A 20,647-nucleotide genomic window follows, 5' to 3' on the forward strand; every position below is an offset into this window, starting at 1 on the left:
GGTGGACAATTTGGGTCGCAGCCTGCGAACCGGGTGGCTTTTTAGCGGGAAATGAGGTGAAAAAGTAGGCCTTTGCGCGAAAAAAGGTGAGCAAGTGCAAATTCTTGTGCATTGCGCGCTTGAAGTCGGGCCTGGGCTTCCCCATATAAGAGTCAGATTTGCGCGAATTGTGCCATCGGCACCCCCGTTGGGGGATGTGTGGCTCGACTCGACCAAAGTGCGCCGCTATAATGTCGCGTCATATTTTCTCATCACAAAGACAGTCGTTGTCTTTATAAACAGGAAGACTCCGGGCTTTGCCCAGGGGCAATAAGGGTCAGCACACAGTGCTGAGTTGAACGAGGTAAAAGAATGCAAGTTTCTGTAGAGACAACCCAGGGTCTGGAACGCCGTCTTACCATCACTGTACCGGCTGCTACCGTTGACGCTGCCGTGCGTAAAGAATTGAATGGCCTGGCCAAAACCCGTCGCATCGACGGTTTCCGTCCTGGCAAGGCTCCGGTGACCATCATCAAGAAGATGTTCGGTGCCATGGCTCAAGCTCGCGTTGCTGATGAAATGATGCAGAGCAACTTCATCAAGGCCATCATCGAAAACAAACTGAGCCCGGCCGGTGCCCCGACCATGGATCCGAAAGAGATCCAGGAAGGTCAGGACTTCGTATTCAGCGCCACTTTCGAAGTGTACCCCGAGTTTGAAGTGGCTGGCCTCGAGACCATCAAGGTCGAGAAGCCGGTTGCAACCGTCAAGGATGAAGATCTGGCCAACATGATCGACACCCTGCGCAAGCAGCACGCCACCTGGGCTGATGTTGATGCCGCCGCTGCCGATGGCATGCGTGTGACCATGGACTTCATCGGTTCCATCGATGGTGAAGAGTTCGACGGCGGCAAAGCCGAAGGCTTCAACCTGGTACTGGGTGCCGGCCGCATGATCCCTGGCTTCGAAGACGCCATCATGGGCAAGAAAGCAGGCGACGAGTTCACCATCGACGTGACCTTCCCGGCTGACTACCACGCCGAAAACCTGAAAGGCAAGGCGGCCAAGTTCGCTTCCAAGCTGAACAAGGTTGAAGAGCAGATCCTGCCTGAGCTGACCGAAGAGTTCGTCAAGCGTTTCGGCATCGAGAGCGGCAACGTTGAAGAGCTGAAAGCCGAAGTGCGCAAGAACATGGAGCGCGAACTGGCTCAAGCCCTGAAAAACAGCGTGAAAGAGCAAGTGCTGAACGGCCTGGTTGAAGCCAACCAGATCGATCTGCCGAAGGCTGCCGTTGCTCAGGAAATCGACACCCTGCGTCAACAGGCCCTGCAGCGTTTCGGTGGTTTCCAGGGCGGCAACGCACCTGAGCTGCCGGCCGAGCTGTTCCAGGCCCAGGCCGAGCGTCGTGTTCGCGTAGGCCTGCTGCTGGGTGATGTCATCCGCACCAACGAGATCAAGGCTGACGATGCCCGCGTGACCAGCATCATCGAGTCCATGGCCACTGCCTACGAAGATCCGAAGGAAGTGATCGAGTACTACCAGAAGAATGAGCAAATGCTGAACGGCGTGCGCAATCTGGCGGTTGAAGATCAAGCCATCGACCTGATCCTGTCCAAGGCGCAAGTGAGCGAGAAAGAAGTTGCCTTTGACGAAGTGATCAACAAGTCCGGTGCCGCTGCCTAAGAACATTTGACTTAAGGTCAAGACTGTTAAGTATAATGGCTCGTGTGATCTCCACTCGGGCCATTTTATTTTAGGGACAATGCCTTATGTACAAGAACTATAACGATGTGACTGAATCCCCACGCAATGCGCTCATCCCCATGGTGGTAGAGCAGACTGCAAAAGGGGAGCGTTCCTACGACATCTATTCTCGTCTGCTCAAAGAGCGGGTGATCTTCCTGACCGGTCAGGTCGAGGATCACATGGCGAATCTGGTGGTAGCCCAGCTGCTGTTCCTGGAGTCAGAGAACCCTGATCAGGACATCAGCATCTACATCAACTCTCCGGGTGGTGCCGTCACGGCCGGCATGTCCATTTATGACACCATGCAGTTCATCAAGCCGGATGTCAGCACAGTTTGCATGGGGCAGGCCTGCTCCATGGGCGCCTTCCTGCTGGCCGGTGGTGCCAAGGGCAAGCGCTTCTGCCTGCCCAATGCCCGCGTGATGATCCATCAGCCGTTGGGCGGTTTCCAGGGCCAGGCATCTGACATACAGATCCATGCCCAGGAGATCCTGAAGATCAAGAATACCCTGAACGATCGTCTGGCCTTCCACACCGGACAGGACATGGCCACCATAGAGCGTGATACCGACCGTGACAATTTCATGTCGGCCGATCAAGCCGTGGCCTATGGCCTGGTAGACGGTATCCTGAGCCAGCGCGGCTGAGCAGGGTGTCCCGGACTGTTGTAAACTCAACAGGACGATCCATCCTCTATTGATAAAACGAGGTTGCTGAATGACAGAAAAACGCAAGGGTGAGGGCGACAAGCTGCTTTATTGCTCTTTTTGCGGCAAAAGCCAGCATGAAGTGCGCAAGCTGATCGCTGGCCCTTCCGTCTACGTATGTGATGAGTGTGTCGAGCTGTGCAACGACATCATCCGCGAAGAGATCCGCGAGATCTCTCCCAAGCGCGATGGTAGCGAGCTGCCGACCCCTCATGAAATTCGTGCGCACCTGGATGACTATGTGATTGGCCAGGAGTATGCCAAGAAGGTGTTGGCCGTCGCCGTCTACAACCACTACAAGCGTCTGCGCAACAGCAGCGAAGCCGGTGGTGTGGAGCTGGGCAAGTCCAACATTCTGCTGATTGGCCCGACCGGTAGCGGCAAGACGCTGCTGGCCGAGACACTCGCTCGTCTGCTGGATGTGCCTTTCACCATGGCCGACGCCACCACCCTGACCGAAGCCGGTTATGTGGGCGAAGACGTGGAGAACATCATCCAGAAGCTGCTGCAAAAGTGTGACTACGACGTAGAGAAGGCCCAGCGTGGCATCGTCTACATCGACGAGATCGACAAGATCTCCCGCAAGTCAGACAACCCCTCCATCACCCGCGACGTGTCCGGGGAAGGGGTGCAGCAGGCCCTGCTCAAGCTGATCGAAGGCACTATTGCTTCCGTCCCGCCGCAAGGTGGACGCAAGCACCCGCAGCAGGAGTTCTTGCAGGTCGATACCTCCAAGATCCTCTTCATCTGTGGTGGCGCCTTTGCCGGTCTGGACAAGGTCATCGAGCAGCGTTCCGTCAAGGGCACCGGCATAGGGTTTGGCGCTGACGTCAAATCCAAGAATGCCAGGGCGACCCTGAGCGAGAACTTCGCCAAGGTGGAGCCGGAAGATCTGATCAAATACGGTCTGATCCCCGAGTTCATCGGTCGTCTGCCAGTAGTGGCGACCCTGACCGAGCTGGACGAGGCTGCCCTTATCCAGATCCTGAAAGAGCCGAAAAACGCGCTGACCAAGCAATATGCCGCGTTGTTCGATCTGGAAGGGGTGGAGCTGGAGTTCCGTGACGACGCCCTGAACGCCATTGCGCGCAAGGCGATGGAGCGGAAAACCGGTGCCCGTGGTCTGAGATCCATAGTGGAAGCCGTGTTGCTCGATACCATGTATGACCTGCCCTCCCTGGATGGTGTCAGCAAGGTGGTGATCGACGAGACGGTGATCAAAGGGGACTCCGCGCCCTTGATGATCTACGAAAATCCCGAGACCCAGGCCGCCGCATCAGAGTAACAGTCTGATTTTTAATCAAATGAAAGGGGCTTTTTGCCCCTTTCATGCTTTTTACGGTTTCGGCGATTGAATCTCATCTCTGCGCCCCCATATACTCAGCCAAGCGCTTTGCCAACGGTATAACAAGCCGAGAGGACATATATGAACCTAGAGCGTTCAGAACGCATCGAGATTCCCGTCCTGCCTCTTCGTGACGTGGTGGTTTACCCCCACATGGTCATTCCACTCTTTGTGGGGCGGGAAAAATCCATTCGCTGTCTGGAAGCGGCCATGGAGCAGGACAAGAAAGTTCTGCTGGTGGCCCAGAAGGATGCGTCAACCGATGAGCCGACGGTCGAGGAGATCTTCTCCGTCGGGACAGTGGCCAATATTCTACAGATGCTCAAGCTGCCGGATGGCACCGTCAAGGTGCTGGTGGAGGGTGGCCAGCGTGCCCGTCTTGAGCGGATGATCGATGACAAGGACTTCTTCGTCGGTGAGGCGCAGTACATCGCCTCCACCGCCATCGACGAGAAGGACCAGGATGTGCTGGTACGCTCCGCCATCGGTCAGTTTGAAGGCTATATCAAGCTCAACAAGAAGATCCCGCCCGAGGTACTGACCTCGATTTCGGCGATCGACGACGCTGCGCGTCTGGCCGATACCATGGCCGCGCACATGCCGCTCAAGCTCGAAGACAAGCAGAAGGTGCTGGAAATCGCCTCTGTGTCCGATCGCATCGAGTTTCTGATGGCGATGATGGAGTCGGAGATTGACCTGCTGCAGGTCGAGAAACGCATCCGCACTCGCGTCAAGAAGCAGATGGAGAAGAGCCAGCGTGAGTACTACCTCAACGAGCAGATGAAGGCCATCCAGAAAGAGCTGGGTGAGCTGGAAGACAGCCCGGATGAATTCGAAGCCCTCAATCGCAAGATTGAAGAGGCGGGGATGCCGGAGGAGGCCCGTGACAAGGCCCAGGCCGAGCTCTCCAAGCTGAAGATGATGTCTCCCATGTCTGCCGAAGCCACAGTCGTGCGCAGCTACGTGGACTGGATGGTGCAGGTGCCGTGGAAGGCGCGTTCCAAGGTCAAGAAAGACCTTGGCAAGGCGCAAGAGGTGCTGGATGCTGATCACTTTGGCCTGGAGAAGGTCAAGGATCGCATCCTCGAGTACCTGGCGGTGCAGGCGCGGGTGAACAAGCTCAAGGGCCCCATCCTCTGCCTGGTCGGACCTCCCGGTGTGGGCAAGACCTCGCTGGGCCAGTCCATCGCCAAGGCGACCGGTCGCAAGTACGTGCGCATGGCGCTCGGCGGCGTGCGTGACGAGGCGGAGATCCGCGGTCACCGTCGCACCTACATCGGCTCCATGCCCGGCAAGCTGATCCAGAAGATGGCAAAGGTTGGCGTGAAGAACCCGCTGTTCCTGCTCGATGAAATCGACAAGATGAGCTCGGACATGCGCGGCGATCCCGCTTCCGCCTTGCTGGAAGTGCTGGATCCGGAACAGAACAACAGCTTCAACGATCACTACCTGGAAGTGGATTATGACCTGTCGGACGTGATGTTCGTGGCCACCTCCAACTCGATGAACATTCCGGGTCCGTTGCTGGACCGGATGGAAGTGATCCGCCTCTCCGGTTACACCGAAGACGAGAAGCTCAACATTGCCAAGCAGCATCTGGTTGCCAAGCAGATCCAGCGCAACGGCCTGAAAGAGTCCGAGATCACCATCGAAGATTCTGCCCTGGTCGGGGTGATCCGCTACTACACCCGCGAGGCGGGGGTGCGGAATCTGGAGCGCGAGATCTCCAAGATTTGTCGCAAGGCGGTCAAGCGCATCCTGCTGGACAAGAGCATCAAGCATGTTCAGGTCAATCAGGCCAACCTCAAGGAGTTCCTCGGGGTACAGCGTTTCGATTACGGCAAGGCCACCGACCAGAACCAGGTGGGTCAGGTATGTGGTCTGGCGTGGACCGAAGTGGGGGGCGATCTGCTCACCATCGAGACCACCAACATGCCGGGCAAGGGCAAGCTCACCTACACCGGTTCGCTCGGTGACGTGATGCAGGAGTCCATCCAGGCCGCCATGACGGTGGTGCGGGCCCGTGCCGAGAAGCTGCGCATCAATGCGGACTTCTACGAGAAGCGCGATATCCACGTGCACGTGCCGGAAGGGGCGACCCCGAAAGACGGTCCGAGTGCCGGTATCGCCATGTGTACCGCCCTGGTCTCCAGCTTGACCGGCAATCCGGTCCGTGCTGATGTGGCCATGACGGGGGAAATCACCTTGCGCGGCGAAGTGCTGCCCATCGGCGGTCTCAAAGAGAAGCTGCTGGCGGCGCATCGCGGTGGCATCAAGCGTGTGCTGATCCCGAAAGAGAACGAGCGGGACCTCGAGGAGATCCCGGACAACGTCAAACAAGACCTTGAAATCTATCCGGTTCGCTGGATTGACGAGGTGCTGGAACTGGCGTTGCAGGACAATCCGCAGGGGTTTGAGCGCGTTTCTGTCGTGTAAATGTTGATGTGCCGCAAATTTGGCGCATTCGGGGGGTGGTTAAGGCTTGCATGCGCCGGGTAACGGAAGTAGCCTTGACCACCGATCGGGTACTCATGATGAGTCGCAATGCGTGATGTGGCGCGGGTTTGCGCTAGATTGTCACTTGCAACTGATCAGGAGGCTTGCTATAAAACCTCCACTTGTTGTGGCCAGGGAAATCGGCGCCGCAGCGATGTTCGATAAAAGGGGAATATAAGAGTGAATAAATCTCAACTGATTGACAAGATTGCAGACGGTGCTGATATCTCCAAAGCCGCTGCTGGCCGTGCGCTGGATGCTTTCATTGACGCCGTTGGTGAAGCCCTGAAAGAGGGTGACCAGGTTGCTCTGGTGGGTTTCGGTACTTTCGCCGTGCGCGAGCGTGCTGCCCGTTCTGGCCGTAACCCGCAAACTGGCGCGACCATCGAAATCGCCGCTGGTAAAGTTCCTGCCTTCAAAGCCGGTAAGGCCCTGAAAGACGCTGTCAACTAAGTCCGGGCGCTGATATCACATCGGCCACCGTCCTTGGTCGCAGACCAGACAAGTGAGAGGGCTCTCCCTCATACTGATTGACCAAGGCGCATCGCAATCGGTGCGCCTTTTCATTATTTACGCCCATCGAGTTCGGGAGCATAAGTACAAACATGATGTTGGATAAACTACGCGAAGGGGCGCAGGGCAAGGTAGCCAAGGTTATCTTGGGCCTGATCATCCTCTCCTTTGCCTTGGCCGGTGTAGGTAGCTACCTCAATGGCCCGGCACGTACCGCCCCCGCCACCGTCAACGGCAATGAGATCAGCTCGGCTGCGCTGGAAAATGCCTATCGCAACGAGCGGGCCCGCATGGAATCCCAAATGGGGGAGTCTTTCAGCCAGTTGGCCGCCAATCCCGATTACATGAAGCAGTTCCGCCGTGGAGTGCTGGACCGGTTGATCGATCAGGCCCTGTTTGACAGCAAGGCCCGCGAGCTGGGTCTGCGCGTCAGCGACGAGCAGATCAAGCAGGCCATCGTCGCCATGCCGGAGTTTGCCGAAGATGGCAAATTCAACAATGACCGCTACCTGCAGCTCATTCGTCGTGCCGGCATGACCCCCGAGATGTTCCGTGACTCCCTGCGCCAGGACATGGTGCGTCAGCAGCTGATGGGCGCCTTGCTGGGCTCCGAATTTGCACTCAAGGGTGAAGCCGAGCAGCTCGACCGGATCTACAACCAGACCCGGGATCTGCGCCTGGTGCGCCTGGCTGCCGCCGCCTACATGGGGGATGTTCAAGTCTCCGATGAGGAAGTGGATCAGTACTACAAAACCAACAGCGCCCGTTTCATGAACGACGAGAAGGTCAAGGTCGACTACCTGCTGCTGGATGCCGCTACCCTCGGCAAGGATATCAAGGTCACCGAGCAGGATGCCCAGGATTACTACGATCAGCACCAGGACCTGTTCCAGCGTGCCGAGCGTCGTCACGTAGCGCATATCCTGATCCCGTTTGGCAAGGACGAGAAGGCGGCCGAGCAGAAGGCTGACGCCCTGCTGGCACAGGCCAAGGGGGGCGATGATTTTGCCGCGCTGGCCAAGGCCAACTCTTCCGACACCTTCTCCGCCAAGAAGGGCGGCGAGCTCGACTGGTTCGAGAAAGGGGTGATGGATCCGGCGTTCGAGAAGGCGGCCTTCGCGCTGGCCAAGGCGGGCGATCTCTCCACCGTGGTGAAGAGCCCGTTCGGCTTCCACGTCATCAAGCTGCTGGGGGTTGAACCGGCCCAGACCAAGCCGTTTGCCGATGTGAAAGCGGAGACCATCAGCCGTCTGCAAGCTGACAAGGCCAAGGAGCTGTTCTTTGCCGAGCAGCAGAAGATGGCTGACAGCAGCTTCGAGAACCCGGATTCGCTGGACTTGACCGCCGATGCCATGGGCCTGAAGGTCATCTCCTCTGACTACTTCAGTCAGGCCGATGCGCCGGCACCGCTCAATGATCCCAAGGCGCTGTCCACTGCCTTCTCCGAGCAGCTGCGCGATGACAACACCAACTCCGACGTGATCGAGCTGGCGGATGGCAAGGCCCTGGTCATGCACATCACCGGCCATCAACCGAAAGCGGCCAAACCGCTGGCGGAGATCAAGGAGCAGGTGATTGCTGCCATCAAGCACGACAAGGCCAGTGAAGTGGCCCGTGGCAAGGCGCAGGGTCTGCTGGACAAGCTGAAAGCCGGTGAGAACATCCAGGCCGATCTGACTGCATTGGGTCTGAAGGTGGAGACGCACAAGGGCGTTGCCCGCTTCACTCAGGAGATGGATCAGAACCTGTTGGCCCAGGCGTTCCGCATGCCTCATCCGCAGGATGGCAAGCCGAGCGTCGAGCTGGTGACCGAAGCCAATGGTGATCGCGTCGTGGTAGCCCTGGACAAGGTCAACGTGACCAAGGAGCCATCCCAGATGGTCAGCCTGCTGCAAGGCCAGCTTGGCCAGGGCAAGGCTCAGGTGAGCTACAAGTCGCTGATCGACGAGCTGCGCAAAGCCGCCAAGATCGAGTACTTCACCGATGTGGAAGCCACAGTCGAATAAACCCGACCGGTTGCAACCCATTGAAAACGGCCCCGTGATGGGGCCGTTTTTTTATCTGCAGGAGTACCCTGCTGACGATCAACCTTGCTCTGCTCTGCTCTGCTCTGCACTGCAACGCAGCCAACGCAGCCAGGATAACGACCTCAGCACCACTATCGCCGGCCATAAAAAAACCGGCAATCGCTTGCCGGTTTTTTCTATTCAAGCGCCTTGGCTGGCGAGGCTTATACCACGCCCTGAGTGCGCAGGTAATCCTCGTAGGTACCGCCGAAGTCGCGGATGCCGTTCTCGGTCAGCTCCATGATGCGGGTCGCCAGGGACGACACGAATTCACGGTCGTGGGAGACGAAGATCAGGGTCCCCTGATACATCTCCAGCGCCAGGTTCAAGGATTCGATGGATTCCATGTCCAGGTGGTTGGTCGGCTCATCCATGATCAGGATGTTGGGACGCTGCATCATCAGCTTGCCGAACAGCATGCGGCCCTGCTCGCCACCGGAGAGTACCTTGACCGGCTTCTTGATGTCGTCCTGGGTGAACAGCAGACGACCGAGCACAGAGCGTACCGCCTGCTCGTCTTCGTTGGCCTGTTTCCACTGGGCCATCCAGTCGAACACGTTGAGATCGGTGTCGAAGTCCTCGGCGTGATCCTGAGCGTAGTAGCCGATCTGGGCGTTCTCGGACCACTTGATGGTGCCGCTGTCCGGTGCCAGCTCGCCCATGAGGGTTTTGATCAGGGTGGATTTACCGATACCGTTGGTACCCAGAATGGCGACCTTCTCGCCCACTTCCAGCATCATGCTCAGGCCCTTGAACAGGGGCGCCTCACCATAGCCCTTGGCAACGCCTTCCACTTCCAGGATGTTGCGGTAGAGCTTCTTCTCCTGCTCGAAGCGGATGAAGGGGTTCTGACGGCTGGAGACCTTCACTTCCTCGATCTTGATCTTGTCGATCTGCTTGAGGCGGGAGGTAGCCTGGCTCGACTTGGAGGCGTTGGCGCTGAAACGGGAGACGAAGGATTGCAGATCGGCGATCTGGGCCTTCTTCTTGGCGTTGTCGGAGATCAGACGCTCGCGGGCCTGGGTGGCCGCCGTCATGTAGTCGTCGTAGTTGCCCGGGTAGACGCGCAGCTCGCCGTAGTCCAGATCCGCCATGTGGGTGCAGACGGAGTTCAGGAAGTGACGGTCGTGAGAGATGATGATCATGGTACTTTCACGATCGTTGAGCACCTGTTCCAGCCAGCGAATGGTGTTGATGTCCAGGTTGTTGGTCGGTTCGTCCAGCAGCAGGATGTCGGGGTTGGAGAATAGCGCCTGTGCCAGCAGCACCCGCAGCTTCCAGCCCGGTGCCACTTCGCTCATGGGGCCGTTGTGCAGCTCGATGGGAATGCCGGCACCCAGCAGCAGCTCGCCTGCGCGGGCCTCGGCGGTGTAACCGTCATACTCGGCGACCAGGCCTTCCAGCTCGGCGGCCTTCATGTAGTCGTCGTCGGTGGCTTCCAGGTTGGCGTAGATGGCATCGCGCTCGGCGATGGCAGCCCACAGCTCGTTGTGGCCCATCATGACCACGTCCAGCACGCGCATCTCTTCGTAGGCGAACTGATCCTGGCGCAGCTTACCGATGCGCTCATTGACGTCCAGGCTCACATTACCGCCAGTGGGCTCAAGGTCGCCACCGAGGATCTTCATGAAGGTGGACTTGCCACAGCCGTTGGCGCCAATCAGGCCATAGCGGTTGCCGCCGCCAAACTTGACGTTGATGTTCTCGAACAGCGGCTTGGCGCCGAATTGCATGGTGATATTGTTGCTGCTTAACAAAGGATGTGTCCCGGGTTGTCTGCCAAATGGCGCGCATTATGGCACAGATCCCCCGAAAGTTTTAGCAAGAACTGTGATCCGCCCCCATTGCGCATGGCTTGTCGCTCATGATGGGCGCCCATGAAAAAAGCCGGCACTAGGCCGGCTTGCAAAAGGGGATCCGCGCTTAGTGGGCGGTGGCGCTGGAGGCGCCCAGCCCGGTTTGTGAGCGGACGAACTGGGGCAGGAACTTGGCGTGCTCGTCGGCCGCATTCTGCGACTTGTCGGTGACCGAGAACAGCCAGATCCCGATGAAGGCTACGGCCATGGAGAAGAGGGCTGGGTACTCGTAGGGGAAGATAGCCTGGGCATGGCCCAGCACCTTCACCCACACGGTCGGGCCCAGGATCATCAGGCTGACTGCACTGATCAGCCCGAGCCAGCCACCGTAGACGGCGCCACGGGTGGTCAGACGGGACCAGAACATGGAGAGGAAGAGCACCGGGAAGTTGCAGCTGGCCGCGATGGAGAAGGCCAGACCCACCATGAAGGCGATGTTCTGCTTCTCGAACAGGATCCCCAGACCGATGGCGACCACTCCCAGCACCACAGTGGTGTACTTGGAGACGCGCAGCTCGTCGGTTTCGTTGGCCTTGCCCTTCTTGATGACGCTGGCGTAGAGGTCGTGGGAGACCGCCGAGGCGCCCGCCAGGGTCAGGCCCGAGACCACCGCCAGTATGGTGGCGAAGGCGACGGCCGAGATGAAGCCGAGGAACAGGCTGCCGCCGACCGCATCGGCCAGGTGAATGGCCGCCATGTTGGTGCCGCCCAGCAGGGCGCCGGTGGCATCCTTGAAGGCCGGGTTGGTGCTGACCAGCAGGATGGCGCCAAAGCCGATGATGAAGGTCAGTATGTAGAAGTAACCGATGAAGCCGGTGGCGTAGAACACGCTCTTGCGCGCTTCCTTGGCATCGCTCACGGTGAAGAAGCGCATCAGTATGTGGGGCAGGCCGGCGGTGCCGAACATCAGGGCCAGACCGAGCGAGATGGCGGAGATGGGATCGGCCACCAGACCGCCGGGGCTCATGATGGCGATGCCCTTCTCATGCACCTTGACCGCTTCGCTGAACAGGGCGCCTATGTCGAAGTTGACGGACTTCATCACCATGATGGCCATGAAGCTGGCACCGGAGAGCAGCATCACCGCCTTGATGATCTGCACCCAGGTGGTGGCGAGCATGCCGCCAAACAGCACGTAGAGCACCATCAGTATGCCGACCAGCACCACGGCGACGTGGTATTGCAGGCCGAACAGCAGCTCGATGAGCTTGCCTGCGCCCACCATCTGGGCGATCAGGTAGAGCGCCACCACCACCAGGGAGCCGCTGGCGGAGAGGGTGCGCACCTCGGTCTGCTTGAGACGGTAGGAGGCCACGTCGGCAAAGGTATATTTGCCGAGGTTGCGCAGCCGCTCCGCGATCAGGAACAGTATGATGGGCCAGCCCACCAGGAAGCCGATGGAGTAGATGAGGCCATCGTAGCCCGAGGTGTAGACCAGGGCCGAGATGCCGAGGAAGGAGGCGGCGGACATGTAGTCGCCGGCGATGGCCAGCCCGTTCTGGAAGCCGGTGATGCGGCCGCCGGCGGCATAGTAGTCGGAGGCCGAACGGTTGCGCTTGGAGGCCCAGTAGGTGATGAACAGGGTGCCCGCCACAAAGATCACGAACATGACGATGGCCGAGATGTTGAGGGGTTGGCGATGGACTTCACCGGTCAGCGCGTCGGCCGCCAGCAGGGGGGAAGAGGCCAGCGAGGCCAGCAACAGCAGAGACTTGCCTTTCATGATTGCACTCCCTTGAGGATCTTCTGGTTCAACTCGTCAAACTCGCCGTTGGCCCGAAACACGTAGATGCCGGTCAGCACGAAGGAGGCGAGGATCAGCCCCACCCCGACCGGGATGCCACGGGTAATGGTGGAGCCCTGGCTCAAGGGGGTGCCGAGCCAGCCGGGGGCAAAGGCGATGAGCATGATGAAGGCCAGGTATAGCCCCAACATCAGGATGGAGAGGGTCCAGGCGAAGCGCTGACGCTTGGCGATCAGCTCCTGGAAGTTGGGATCTTGCTGGATCCGAAGATAAGGTTGCTGTTCCATTGCAGTTCTCCATGACATTGAGTGTCAGCGGTGGATGAAGGGAGGTCCCTACCGAGCAGCAGACCTGCTCATGTAAGTAAAATGTGAATTAAATGTTATTTGTGGGCAATTAGACTTTGGGATAAGCCAATGGCCCGCCTTGAGTCAGGCGCAGGTAGATGAGGGCGGCCGTGATGGCGTCACTCAGGGCGTCGTGGACGGGCAGGGGAGGCAATGCCAGGTGCTGGCAGATGGCGGCCAGATGCAAGTCGATGGCGGCGTCGGGATAGCGCCGGTAGAGGCTGTCATGATAGAGGCGGCTCACCTCTATGCCCCGCTGGGGCAGGGTCAGCCCCCACTGTCTCTGGCAGGCCAGGTTGAGAATGCGCAGGTCGTAGGCGATGTGATAGCCCACCAGTTCGCGCGGACCGATAAAGTCGAGCAGCAGGCGCAGCGCGGCTTCCAGCGTCAATCCCTGTTGCAGATCCTGATGGCGCAGGCCGTGGATCACCACGGATTGCGCGCTCAGACTGGCGGGTGGCTGCACCTTGAGGGTGAGCGCCTCACCGGTCAGCAGCCGGTTGCCCTGGATGCGCACGGCGCCGATGGAGACTATCTCCGCCCGCTCGGGATCCAGGCTGGTGGTCTCGAAATCGAGGGCGATCCGCTCATCGCCCGGCGGTGGGGCGAAGAGCGGGGCGAACTCTCCCTCACGGAAGGCACGACCAAGCCAACGGCGTCGCCAGTGATTCCACATGCCTATTGTCTCAGACGAAAGTGCAAGGTGAGCCACTGCTGGAATTTCTTCACCTGATGCAGCGCCTGGCGCAGCAGATCCCGCTCGCCGTGGCTGAGCTCGCTTACCAGCACCCGGCTGTCGCCCCCCTTGAGCTGGCTGCGCAAGCGCAAGCGGATAAAGAGCCGGAACGCCTCCGCCAGGTTGGCGCCATAGCTGGCGCTGAGTCGATCGCACGCCACCAGCGCCTCGATGCGTCCCAGGGTCGAGGTCTCCAGAATGGTCGCCTCCAGCGCCAGCATGCGGATGCCGTGCACCAGCGGGAAGAGGCCACCCCGCTTGAGATCCAGCCCGTCCGGCGCCCGCTCCAGCCGGCCAAACAGGGTCAGCGGCGCATGAAAGGCCACCGCTGGCCGCACCATCTCCGCCAGCAGATCCTGCCGATCGGCCAGTTGCTCCCGCAGCTTGCGGGCGACGGGAGGCAGCAGACCGCGATCCCCGGCGATGGGGTGGGCATCGGCCAGGGTGGCGAGCCAGAGCAGGTCGGCCTCGCCCGCGTTGACGCAGGCCCGCTCAATCTCCTGTTGCCACTCGTTGACCTCTTTCACCCAGGCCGGATTGTTGACCATCACCCGGCCGGGGCAGGGCGGGTAGCCGAGCCGGGCCAGCAGATCGCTGAAGGCGGCCAAGTCGGCCTGCTGATTCGGCCAGTGCAGGCCGGCGGGCAGGATCAGGGCATTGTCCTGATCGGTTTTCTGGATCTGCTCGCCGCGCCCCTCCGAGCCCAGCATCAGCAGGCAGACCCGCTCCTGCACCTCGGGCGGGATCACCAGTGCAAAGGCCTTGGCGATCAGCTGTTCGTTGATGGTGGCGATGAGCTTCATCAAAAAGGCGGTGTGGATCCCCTGGCCGAACAGCGAGCGGGTCAGCTGTTGCTGCTCGCGGGCCACCGCTTCCAGCGCCGGCTGGGAGTCTGCCCTGGCGATGCGCAGGGTCAGCACGTGGGAGTGGGTGGAGAAGAGCCCCAGCACCTGGGTCAGCTGCAATATGCCCGCCACCTCGCCTTGTTGCCAGATGACCAGCCGCTTGATGCGATGACGGGTCATCAATAACAGGGCATCGAACAGGTAACTGCCCAGCGGCAGGCCAATCAGCGGTGTCGGGGTCAGCACGGCGAGTGGTGCCGTCAGCGGCAGTCCCTTCAGGGTGAGGGCGTGCAGCAGTGTCTTGCGGGTCGCCAGGGTCAGGCTGCCATCCGGCGCCGGGTAGAGCAGGCAATCCGTGCCCTTGGCCACCATGGCCTCGGTGGCCGCCAGCAGGCTGAGGCGGTTTTCGACGACGAGCGGCGCCTGCAGATGGCCGGGTTCTATCCTGGTCAGGATAAATTCCGCCAGATTCTTCTGGCCCAGCTGTTCCCGTTGCTCCTGCTGCTGTTGCCGCTCGACCAGATTGGCGGTGAAGTAGCTGGCCAGCGCCGGCGCCTGCTCGCAGAGGGCCAGAAAGGTGTGGCGGGGGATCAGCTGGCAGAGGGTATCTTCCAGTGCCGTGAAGCTGTGGCGACAGCGGCCGTCAAACTGGGCACGCACGTCGAACAGATCATCGACCCCGTAGTCACCGAAGTGGTGGTGAGGCGCCGACTCTTCCACAGCCCCCTTGATGACGAGGTAGAGGCCGGGTGGGACATCACCGGCGTTGAGCACCACCTGGCCCGCACGGAAATAGCAGATGGAGAGGCTCTGCGCGAGCCGCTGGCGCGCCTCGGCGCTCAGGCTGTCAAACGGCGGGCGGGCAAAGTTGAACAGGGTGGTCATGGCAATCCTTGGCCGGTGGCGTCAGGTCAGTCTGACAAAGCGGTAGCGTCTGAGCCAGCCGACTTTAGTCGCACGCGGCATCTGCAACGGGAAACATATGCCCTCTCTGTACCTGGTGATAACACTCTGATAACGTGGTGGTATGACCAGTGAGTCAATAACAGGGATCAAGGAGAGGACAAGGGAGATGGAAAAACCAAGGGTCAAGTGCGAGATCCGGGACGGCATCGCCGAAGTGATGCTGGCGCGGGGGGACAAGCTCAATGCGCTGGATAGAAGCATGTTCGGCGCCATCGACGAGACGCTGACGCAGCTTGCGCAGCACAAGGGGTTGCGGGCCGTGATCCTGCACGGTGAGGGGCGCGCCTTCTGCGCCGGACTGGATGTGAAATCCATGCTCAAGCAGCCGGTGGCGGCGCTCGACATCCTCAAGCGCGAGGCGGATGAGGCGACCAACCTGGCCCAGCGGGTGGCTTACGGCTGGCATCAGCTGCCGGTGCCGGTGATCGCCGTGACCCAGGGGGTCTGTTTCGGTGGCGGCCTGCAAATTGCGCTGGGGGCCGATTTTAGGTTCAGTACCCCGGATTGCCGCTTCTCGGTGATGGAGATCAAGTGGGGCATCATCCCCGACATGAGCGGCAGCGTCACCCTGCGCAACCTGATGGGGGTGGACACGGCCATGGAGCTGGCCATGAGCGGGCGTGAATGCGATGCGCTGGAGGCGAGATCCCTCGGGCTGGTGAGCCGGGTCTGCGAGGATCCGTTGGCCCAGGCAAGGGAGTTCGCGAAGACCCTCATCACCAAGTCGCCGGACGCGCTGGCGGGGATCAAGCAGCTCTACCATCAGGCCTGGGCTCGCAGCGATGAGGTGATGCTCAAGGAAGAGACCCGTCTGCAGAGACAGATCCTGGGGCGGCCCAATCAGTGGCGCGCCACCCTCAACAGCCTGTTTCGCTGGCGCTTGCCATTCGGGCCCAGGCGCAACGCGCTCTGAGCGGCCCGTACCCCTGACTGATGCAGATCAAATGAAAATGGCAGCCGAGGCTGCCATTTTTACTGGGCATTGCGTTCAGGAGATCTTGCGATCCGGCTCGAACGGGTGGCCGGCCTTCTCCTGTTCCAGGTTGTCTTCGGAGCGGTGGCCCATCCAGTAATCGGCGTTCTTGATGCCGAGTTTTTCCGGGTGGAACACGGGATCCAGCCCCTTGGCCTGCTGGGCTTCATAATCCCGCAGGCAGGCGAAGGCGGTCTTTTGCAGCAGCAGGATGGCGATGATGTTGAGCCAGGCCATCAGGCCGACCCCGATATCACCCAGACCCCAGGCCAGATCGGCGGTCTTGACGGTGCCATAGACGGTGGAGGCCATCAGCGTCAACTTGAGCATGAAGGTCAGCCAGGGACGGTTCACCTTGCGATTGATGTAGGCGATGTTGGTCTCGGCTATGTAGTAGTAAGCGACGATTGTGGTGAACGCGAAGAAGAACAGCGCTATGGCCACGAACATGCTGCCAAAGCCGGGCATCATGCTCTCCATGGCGGTCTGCACATAACCAGGCCCTGCGGCTATGCCGGCGATCCCCGTGTAGAGGGCGGCACCATCCGGTCCCTGCACGTTATAAAGCCCGGTAATGAGCAGCATGAAGCCGGTGGCGGAGCAGACGAACAGGGTATCGATATAGACGGAGAACGCCTGTACCAGACCCTGCTTGGCCGGGTGGCTCACAGCGGCGGCGGAGGAGGCGTGCGGTCCGGTACCTTGACCCGCTTCGTTGGAGTAAACCCCGCGCTTGACCCCCCACATGATGGCCAGACCCAAAATGGCGCCAAAGCCGGCATCAAAGCCGAAGGCACTCTTCCAGATCAGCAGGATCACGCCCGGCAGGGCCGTGATGTTGAGGGCTATGATGACGCAGGCCACTATGATGTAGCCCAGCGCCATGAAGGGCACCACTGTGCTGGCGAAGCTGGCGATCCGCTTCACACCGCCGAAGATGATGAAGCCGAGCAACAGCGCCAGACCGGCGGCGGTGACGTTCGGATCGATATCAAAGGCGGTCTGCAGGCTGGAGCCGATGGAGTTGGCCTGCACCCCCGGCATCAGCACGCCGCAGGCGAAGATGGTGGAGATGGCGAAGGTCCAGGCATACCACTTCATGCCGAGCCCTTTCTCTATGTAGAAGGCCGGGCCACCGCGGTATTCGCCGTTGATCTTCTCCTTGTAGACCTGACCCAGGGTGGACTCCACGAAGGCGGAGCTGGCGCCGAGGAAGGCGACCATCCACATCCAGAACAGGGCGCCCGGGCCACCGAAGGTGATGGCGGTGGCGACACCGGCGATGTTGCCGGTACCGACCCGGCCGGCCAGGGTCATGGCCAGCGCCTGGAAGGAGGAGACACCGGCATCCGTGCTCTTGCCATCAAACATCAGCCGGATCATCTCCTTGATGTGACGCAGTTGCAGGAAGCGGCTGCGCAGGGAGAAGTAGAGGCCTACCCCCAGACACAGAAAGATGAGCGCTGGGCTCCAAATCACCCCATTGATGGCATTGACGATCTCATTCATGTACAACAACTCCTTTGTCGTGCTGTCTTGGCGGGGTCTGCGCCCCGCTCCCTTAAAATAGTGAGTGACCAAGGGGGCCACTCAATGGTGTGCGGAATGTTCAACTGCCAAGTCCGCGGGTTTTAACATATCCATTTGTTCATGGGCTTCCCAGTGAAATATGTTGTCGGCTTGTTAATTTGTGAATTGACATTAACAAATGGTCAATTTGACTGGACACGATACGGCGCAACCCCTTTATCATCGCTATTTGCTCCTGGATGGATTGGGGTGGCTGAGACAGAGCAAAATGGAGGCCAAAGATGAAGATGGAAAGAGACGGGTGGCAGATCCGGCCCGCCGGGCAGGCGGATGCCGATGCCATGGCGCAGCTGTTCGGGCAGCTCGGCTATCCGGCCAGCCCGGCCGAGGTGGGCGAGCGCTGGGGCAGGCAGGATCCTGCTAGCGAGGTGCTGCTTGCCTGTGATGGGGATGAGGTGGCAGGCGTGCTGGTGTGGCACCGCCTGCGGCCCTTGCATGTTGCCCCAGACTGGGGCCTGATCTCGGCGCTGGTCGTCGATGAAGGTGCAAGGGGGGCGGGTGTGGGGGCCGCCTTGCTGGCGGCGGCAGAAGCCAGCGCCCTGGCGCAGGGTTGCAGCCAGCTGGAGCTCTCCAGCAGTCTCAAGCGGGAGGGGGCCCATCGCTTCTATCTGGCACAGGGCTATCTTGAACGCCCGAAACGGTTCGTGAAATCATTCTGATCAGCAAGAGGAGTCCATGTGTTCTGGTCCAGGTTATGGAGTCTGTTTGGTGGTGCATCCCGGCAGGAAGAGAATGCCCCGGGTGCATTGGAGTGGCAGCAGGCGCTGGCTGCCGTGCCCATTTTGCAAGGATTTACCCACAGCGATCAGCTGCGGCTGGTTGCGCTGGCGCAGCAGTTCCTGGCTCGCAAGACGCTCACCCAGATTGGCGTCGAGCTCACCCCTCGCCAGCAGGCCGTGCTGGCCCTGCAGGCCGTGCTGCCCATCCTGCATCTGGGGCTCGACTGGTATCGCGGCTTTCACGAAATCATCCTGATCCCCGAGCCGGTGACCCGTCGTCAGGAGGTGCAGGATGAGTTCGGTCTGGTGAGCGAGTGGGAAGAGGAGAACGCCGGGGAGTCCTGGCCGCAGGGGCCGCTGGTGCTGGCCTGGAGCGAGCTGCAGCAGGATGGGGACTGGGACGGCTTCAACCTGGTGATCCACGAACTGGCCCACAAGCTCGACATGCTGGGGGGGGAGGCCGACGGTGCGCCGCCACTGCCGGCAGGCATGGATCCGCGCCAGTGGACCCAGGCGTTGCAGGGGGCATTCGATGCCATGAATGCCCAGCTGGCCCGCCATGAGGTGACCGCCATCGACCCTTATGCCGCCGTGCACCCGGCCGAGTTCTTTGCGGTGTGCAGCGAGAGTTTCTTTACCGATCCGCTGCGCCTGCGTGACACCTATCCCGCCGTGTATGAGCAGTTCGTGCTCTTCTTCGGCCAGCAGCCGGCGACGCGTTTCCCGGCCACCCGGCTGCTGGCAGGGGAGCCTGAACTGCAGGGTTGACGCGCCCAGGCTTGCCAACGACAGATAAACAAAAGGCACCCCTGAGGGTGCCTTTTGCATGGGCGCGAGGGCCTGGGGCTGCGCTTACGCGGCGGCCTTGAGCTGCACGGCGGCGGCTTTCTTGTGATCGCCAATCGGCAGCACGGTACGGCCAAATTGCTCGTTGATCACGGTGGCCATGGCCAGGTAGATGGCGCTGGCGCCGCAGATGATGCCTTCGAAACCGGCGATGGTGCCGATCAGGGTGCTGCCGGTGAAGTCACGGGCGGCCAGCAGGAAGAACAGCACTGTCAGGGAGGCGAACACGAACTGCTTGACGCGCGGGTAGTTGACGGTGCCAACCAGCATGAACAGGGTGAACATGCCCCACATCAGCAGGTACCAGCCCATGTAGGCGTGGGGAGTGGCTTCGGCCAGACCCATGGTCGGCATCACCAGCAGGAACACCAGGCTCCACCAGAAGGTGCCGTAGGAGATGAAGGCGGTGACACCGAAGGTGTTGCCACGCTTGAACTCCATGATACCGGCGATGATCTGGGCCAGACCGCCATAGCACAGGCCCATGGCCAGGATCATGGCGCTGATGGGGAAGAAACCTGCGTTATGTATGTTCAGCAGAATGGTGGTCATACCGAAACCCATCAGACCCAGAGGGGCAGGGTTGGCCAATTTTTCGCTCACGTGGCGTTCTCCAAAAATAGAGGTGGGGGTTGATAAAAGACGCGCGATTTTAGGCAGGCTCTTGGCCCCGAGCAAGAGGGGGAACCGCAGAAATGGTAAAAAAACTACACGAAATTTTACCCCATGGACCATTCGTGCCATTAAGGTAGATGGCAAGTGAATGAATCGCGCCGACAAGGTTGATTTTTTGTATTAAAAACGCGCTTTGTGAAAGTAAGCAACATTAGGACATGGGCATGTTTGACTGCCGCGCCTTGTCCCTCTTTTTATTGCCTGAGCAGTACCATGTAGTTCGAAAAATAGTCTCATATGCCATCAGACAAGAATATGCCACTGCCATATGAAGCTGGGACAGATCTCGGCTTATGTTGGGAGCAAGCCGGTTTGGCAGGGCCGCGGAGAAGGGAGCGCATGATGGCTAACGGGCTAACGGGCTAACGGGCTAACGGGCTAACGGGCTAACGGGCTAACGGGCTAACGGGCTAACGAGAGCGAGGCATCCGGGGAAGGGAGCACGGATTGTCGTACCGGCGCCAGCAGCCTGACCCCCCATAGCACCGCCATATGGCG

The 20,647-nt window shown here is 60.1% G+C and carries 16 protein-coding genes; 9 read left to right on the forward strand and 7 right to left on the reverse strand.

Annotated elements, in window-relative coordinates; translation table 11 throughout:
* Window positions 1-351: 351 nt before the first annotated feature.
* The 6 genes from tig to ppiD all read left to right on the forward strand — a co-directional run bounded on the left by tig (window position 352) and on the right by ppiD (window position 8,792).
* The gene (tig, locus tag AACW87_RS09465; RefSeq protein ID WP_241324828.1) at window positions 352-1,662 is read left to right on the forward strand and encodes a trigger factor; all 1,311 of its coding nucleotides are present in this window, start codon (window positions 352-354) and stop codon (window positions 1,660-1,662) included.
* A gap of 86 nt (window positions 1,663-1,748) precedes the next feature.
* A complete protein-coding gene (clpP, locus tag AACW87_RS09470; RefSeq protein WP_042871569.1) occupies window positions 1,749-2,372 on the forward strand; it encodes an ATP-dependent Clp endopeptidase proteolytic subunit ClpP in 624 nt (207 codons plus the stop codon).
* Window positions 2,373-2,442: 70 nt separating this feature from the next.
* The gene (gene clpX / locus AACW87_RS09475; RefSeq protein WP_098984202.1) at window positions 2,443-3,717 is read left to right on the forward strand and encodes an ATP-dependent protease ATP-binding subunit ClpX; all 1,275 of its coding nucleotides are present in this window, start codon (window positions 2,443-2,445) and stop codon (window positions 3,715-3,717) included.
* A gap of 141 nt (window positions 3,718-3,858) precedes the next feature.
* Entirely contained in the window at window positions 3,859-6,213 is a 2,355-nt protein-coding gene (gene lon, locus AACW87_RS09480) for an endopeptidase La (protein WP_241324829.1), read from the forward strand.
* Between the two features lie 240 nt (window positions 6,214-6,453).
* The gene (hupB, locus tag AACW87_RS09485) at window positions 6,454-6,726 is read left to right on the forward strand and encodes a nucleoid-associated protein HU-beta (RefSeq protein ID WP_005315375.1); all 273 of its coding nucleotides are present in this window, start codon (window positions 6,454-6,456) and stop codon (window positions 6,724-6,726) included.
* 152 nt (window positions 6,727-6,878) lie between these two features.
* Window positions 6,879-8,792, forward strand: coding sequence for a peptidylprolyl isomerase (gene ppiD, locus AACW87_RS09490; RefSeq protein WP_043555497.1), 1,914 nt, complete (start codon window positions 6,879-6,881; stop codon window positions 8,790-8,792).
* A gap of 224 nt (window positions 8,793-9,016) precedes the next feature.
* On the opposite strand, the gene AACW87_RS09495 is transcribed toward ppiD, so the two are convergent.
* From AACW87_RS09495 to AACW87_RS09515, 5 genes are all read right to left on the reverse strand, one after another.
* Window positions 9,017-10,609, reverse strand: coding sequence for an ABC-F family ATPase (locus AACW87_RS09495; RefSeq protein ID WP_043555498.1), 1,593 nt, complete (start codon window positions 10,607-10,609; stop codon window positions 9,017-9,019).
* Between the two features lie 166 nt (window positions 10,610-10,775).
* Window positions 10,776-12,431 (reverse strand): cation acetate symporter, encoded by a 1,656-nt coding sequence (locus AACW87_RS09500; protein ID WP_241324830.1) that lies wholly within the window; start codon window positions 12,429-12,431, stop codon window positions 10,776-10,778.
* Window positions 12,428-12,739, reverse strand: coding sequence for a DUF485 domain-containing protein (locus tag AACW87_RS09505; protein WP_043136310.1), 312 nt, complete (start codon window positions 12,737-12,739; stop codon window positions 12,428-12,430). The genes AACW87_RS09500 and AACW87_RS09505 overlap by 4 nt, the downstream gene beginning before the upstream one ends.
* A gap of 109 nt (window positions 12,740-12,848) precedes the next feature.
* The gene (locus AACW87_RS09510; protein ID WP_241324831.1) at window positions 12,849-13,475 is read right to left on the reverse strand and encodes a 3'-5' exonuclease; all 627 of its coding nucleotides are present in this window, start codon (window positions 13,473-13,475) and stop codon (window positions 12,849-12,851) included.
* Window positions 13,476-13,477: 2 nt separating this feature from the next.
* Entirely contained in the window at window positions 13,478-15,265 is a 1,788-nt protein-coding gene (locus AACW87_RS09515) for a putative nucleotidyltransferase substrate binding domain-containing protein (RefSeq protein WP_241324832.1), read from the reverse strand.
* Window positions 15,266-15,452: 187 nt separating this feature from the next.
* Here AACW87_RS09515 and AACW87_RS09520 point away from each other — a divergent pair, with 187 nt between their 5' ends.
* Window positions 15,453-16,259 (forward strand): crotonase/enoyl-CoA hydratase family protein, encoded by an 807-nt coding sequence (locus AACW87_RS09520; protein WP_098984198.1) that lies wholly within the window; start codon window positions 15,453-15,455, stop codon window positions 16,257-16,259.
* Window positions 16,260-16,334: 75 nt separating this feature from the next.
* Here the strand turns inward: AACW87_RS09520 and AACW87_RS09525 are convergent, their stop codons facing one another.
* A complete protein-coding gene (locus tag AACW87_RS09525) occupies window positions 16,335-17,828 on the reverse strand; it encodes an alanine/glycine:cation symporter family protein (protein ID WP_098984197.1) in 1,494 nt (497 codons plus the stop codon).
* A 302-nt stretch (window positions 17,829-18,130) separates the two neighbouring features.
* On the opposite strand from AACW87_RS09525, the gene AACW87_RS09530 reads away from it, so the two are divergent.
* Both AACW87_RS09530 and AACW87_RS09535 read left to right on the forward strand, forming a co-directional pair.
* The gene (locus tag AACW87_RS09530; protein ID WP_241324833.1) at window positions 18,131-18,568 is read left to right on the forward strand and encodes a GNAT family N-acetyltransferase; all 438 of its coding nucleotides are present in this window, start codon (window positions 18,131-18,133) and stop codon (window positions 18,566-18,568) included.
* Window positions 18,569-18,586: 18 nt separating this feature from the next.
* Window positions 18,587-19,396 carry a M90 family metallopeptidase gene (locus AACW87_RS09535; protein WP_241324834.1) on the forward strand — a complete coding sequence of 270 codons (810 nt, stop codon included), beginning with the start codon at window positions 18,587-18,589 and terminating at the stop codon, window positions 19,394-19,396.
* 84 nt (window positions 19,397-19,480) lie between these two features.
* On the opposite strand, the gene AACW87_RS09540 is transcribed toward AACW87_RS09535, so the two are convergent.
* On the reverse strand, window positions 19,481-20,077 hold the full coding sequence (locus AACW87_RS09540; protein ID WP_043136288.1) for an acetate uptake transporter: 597 nt from the start codon (window positions 20,075-20,077) through the stop codon (window positions 19,481-19,483).
* Between the last annotated feature and the right edge of the window lie 570 nt (window positions 20,078-20,647).

The sequence above is a fragment of the Aeromonas sp. MR7 genome (genome assembly GCF_963899385.1).
Classification (GTDB): domain Bacteria; phylum Pseudomonadota; class Gammaproteobacteria; order Enterobacterales; family Aeromonadaceae; genus Aeromonas; species Aeromonas bestiarum.

Coding starts and splice junctions, on each gene's coding strand:
- tig (WP_241324828.1), top strand. CDS start 352: ATGCAAGTTTCTGTAGAGACAACCCAGGGTCTGGAACGCCGTCTTACC.
- clpP (WP_042871569.1), top strand. CDS start 1,749: ATGTACAAGAACTATAACGATGTGACTGAATCCCCACGCAATGCGCTC.
- clpX (WP_098984202.1), top strand. CDS start 2,443: ATGACAGAAAAACGCAAGGGTGAGGGCGACAAGCTGCTTTATTGCTCT.
- lon (WP_241324829.1), top strand. CDS start 3,859: ATGAACCTAGAGCGTTCAGAACGCATCGAGATTCCCGTCCTGCCTCTT.
- ppiD (WP_043555497.1), top strand. CDS start 6,879: ATGATGTTGGATAAACTACGCGAAGGGGCGCAGGGCAAGGTAGCCAAG.
- AACW87_RS09500 (WP_241324830.1), bottom strand. CDS start 12,431: ATGAAAGGCAAGTCTCTGCTGTTGCTGGCCTCGCTGGCCTCTTCCCCC.
- AACW87_RS09505 (WP_043136310.1), bottom strand. CDS start 12,739: ATGGAACAGCAACCTTATCTTCGGATCCAGCAAGATCCCAACTTCCAG.
- AACW87_RS09510 (WP_241324831.1), bottom strand. CDS start 13,475: ATGTGGAATCACTGGCGACGCCGTTGGCTTGGTCGTGCCTTCCGTGAG.
- AACW87_RS09515 (WP_241324832.1), bottom strand. CDS start 15,265: ATGACCACCCTGTTCAACTTTGCCCGCCCGCCGTTTGACAGCCTGAGC.
- AACW87_RS09520 (WP_098984198.1), top strand. CDS start 15,453: ATGGAAAAACCAAGGGTCAAGTGCGAGATCCGGGACGGCATCGCCGAA.
- AACW87_RS09525 (WP_098984197.1), bottom strand. CDS start 17,828: ATGAATGAGATCGTCAATGCCATCAATGGGGTGATTTGGAGCCCAGCG.
- AACW87_RS09530 (WP_241324833.1), top strand. CDS start 18,131: ATGAAGATGGAAAGAGACGGGTGGCAGATCCGGCCCGCCGGGCAGGCG.